Source organism: Streptomyces sp. NPDC093109 (assembly GCF_040701725.1).
Lineage (GTDB): Bacteria > Actinomycetota > Actinomycetes > Streptomycetales > Streptomycetaceae > Streptomyces.
Window position 1 is genome coordinate 1 of sequence record NZ_JBFBEZ010000105.1, and the last position, 3,091, is coordinate 3,091.

The window sequence follows — 3,091 nt, forward strand, 5'->3', positions numbered from 1 at the left end:
TCCGGTGGGAGGCGGCAGCCGCTGGTAGGGGTGGAGCGGGCGGAGTCGGCGCCGGTGCCGTTGTCGTTCGCGCAGCAGCGGTTGTGGTTTCTGGGCGAGTTGGAAGGCCCGTCTGCGACTTACAACATGCCTCTCGCCCTGCGACTGACCGGGGCGCTGGACATCGATGCGCTGAAGGGTGCCCTGCGCGATGTGATCGGCCGGCACGAGGTGCTGCGGACCGTGTTCTCGACGGTGGAGGGGCAGCCGTGCCAGCGGATCCTGTCGGTGGTGGACATTCCGGTCCCCTTCGTGGTCGAGCGGGCGGCTGACCTGGAGGCCGCACTGTCCGGGATCGCGGGTCACCACTTCGACTTGGCCGAGGAAGTTCCGCTGCGGGCCTGGCTGTTCGAAGCCGGTCCTGACAGTCATGTCCTGATGATCGTGGTGCATCACATCGCGGGTGACGGGTGGTCCCTGGCTCCGTTGACGCGGGATCTGTCGGCCGCGTACACGGCCCGGTCCACCGGCCGGGCCCTGGAGCGGTCACCGTTGCCGGTGCAGTATGCCGACTACAGTCTGTGGCAGCGTGAGCTGCTGGGTGAGGAGACCGACCCCGACAGCCTTCTGGCCGGGCAACTGGCTTACTGGCGTCAAGCGTTGGCCGGTCTGCCGGAGGAGCTGGCGCTGCCGTTCGACCGGTCGCGGCCCCCGGTCGTCTCCCATCGGGGTGGCAGTGTCGAACTGGCCATGGACGCGCGGCTGCACCAGGAGTTGGTGGAACTGGCCTGTGTGCAGGGCGTGACGGTGTTCATGGTGGTACAGGCGGCCTTGGCGGTCCTGCTGCACCGGCTGGGGGCCGGAGACGACATTCCGGTCGGCACCCCGATCGCCGGCCGTACCGACGAGGCGCTGGACGATCTGGTGGGACTGTTCGTCAACACCCTCGTCCTGCGCTCGGACCTGTCCGGCGATCCGACCTTCGAACAACTGCTGGCCAGAACAAGGGAAGCGGATCTCGGCGCCTACACACACCAGGATGTGCCGTTCGAGCGGCTGGTGGAGGATCTGGCCCCGGCCCGGTCGATGGCCCGCCACCCGCTCTTCCAGGTCATGCTCACTCTGCAGAACACCGCCGAAGCACGTCTCGACCTCCCAGGGCTGGACATCGACGTGCTGCCTCTGGCAGCCCTTCCCGCCAAGTTCGACCTGGACTTCCAGATCGCCGAACAGATCACCGATGACGGCACCCCGGCGGGCCTGACCGGACTGATCACCTACGCCACCGACCTGTTCGACGCCGCGAGCGCCGAAGCGATCGCACGGCGCTTCCGCATGGTCCTGGAGACAGTGACCGCGGAACCGTCGGTGCCGGTCAGCCGAGTCGATGTCCTGGGCGCCGCGGAACGGGAGCGGATCCTGTCCGGGTGGAACGACACCAGCCACGAGGTTCCGCCGGCCACGCTGGCCGACCTGTTCGAAGCCCAGGTCACCCGCACCCCCGACGCCACCGCGGTGGTCTTCGACAGCACCGAGGTGACCTACGCGGAGCTGAACGCGCGGGCCAACCGGCTGGCCCGCCTCCTCGTGGGCGGAGGAGCCCGGCCGGAAGGACGTGTGGCGGTGATGATGGACCGCTCCACCGACCTCGTCGTGGCCCTCCTGGCCGTGGTCAAGACCGGAGCCGCGTACGTTCCGATCGACCCGGAATACCCCGCCGACCGCATCACCTACACACTCAACGACGCCCGGGCCACCCTGCTGGTGACAGACCAGGCCGTGACAGGCACGGTGGATGACGGTGTGAGATGCGTCGTGACGGATGCCCCGGACACCATGGCGGCCCTGTCCACCATGGTCGAGGAGAACCTCACGGACCACGAGCGAGGAGCGACGCTCCTGCCCGCCCACCCCGTCTACGTGATCTACACCTCCGGCTCCACGGGACGCCCCAAGGGCGTCGTGGTGAGCCACGCGGCAGTCTCGCACTACCTCACCTGGGCACGCGGCGCGTACCCAGGGCTGAGCGGTCGGACCGTGCTGCACTCGTCGGCCGCGTTCGACCTGACCGTAACCCCGTTGTACGGCACGCTGATCTCGGGCGGTGCCCTGCACATCGCGGACATCCGGCACGGACTCTCCGCCGAACTGGCGCCCACCTTCCTGAAGGTGACGCCAAGTCACCTGGGGCTGCTGTCCGAAGGGCCCGCCGGATCCTTCGGACAGGGAGACCTCGTCGTCGGCGGCGAGAGCCTCGCGGGCGAGCAGCTCACACGGTGGCGGTCCGCGCACCACGATGTCCTGATCACGAATGAGTACGGTCCGACCGAGGCGGCCGTCGGGTGTGTCACGTTCGTCGTCCGTCCCGGGGACCCGGATACGCCGGGTGGCGTCCCCGTCGGGCGCCCGGTGTGGAACACCCGGGTCTATGTGCTGGATGCGGCGTTGTGTCCGGTGCCGCCCGGGGTCGCGGGTGAGCTGTATTTGGCGGGTGTGCAGTTGGCGCGTGGTTATTTCGAGCGGCCGGGGTTGACCGCGCAGCGGTTTGTGGCCAGTCCGTTTGCCGTGGGTGAGCGGATGTACCGCACGGGTGACCTGGCCCGGTGGGGTGCCGATGGGCAGTTGGAGTATCTGGGGCGTACGGATGACCAGGTGAAGGTCCGGGGTTTCCGTATCGAGCTGGGTGAGGTCGAGGCCGTACTGACTGGCCTGCCGAATGTGGCCCAGTCTGCGGTGGTGGTGCGTGAGGACCGTCCCGGGGACAAGCGTCTGGTCGGCTACCTCGTCCCGGCGGGCAGTCCGGAGAGTGTGGACATCGCCGTGGTACGCAGGTATTTGCAGGGCGTGTTGCCGGAGTACATGGTGCCGTCCGCGCTGGTGGTGCTGGATGCGCTGCCGCTGACGGTGAACGGCAAGCTGGACCGTAAGGCGCTGCCTGCTCCGGACTACCGGGCGGTCGAGAGCGGGCGGGGGGCGTCGACGGTACAGGAGGAGATCCTGTGCACTGTGTTCGCGGCGGTTCTGGGTGTGTCCAGGGTCGGTGTGGAGGACAACTTCTTTGAGCTGGGTGGTCATTCGCTGCTGGCGACCCGGTTGGTGAGCCGTATTCGGT

The 3,091-nt window shown here is 68.2% G+C and carries 1 protein-coding gene; it reads left to right on the forward strand.

The features are described 5' to 3' along the window. Nucleotides 1-54: 54 nt before the first annotated feature. On the forward strand, nt 55-3,091 hold a 3,037-nt coding region (locus AB0389_RS37705), incomplete at its 3' end, for an amino acid adenylation domain-containing protein (RefSeq protein WP_366400107.1).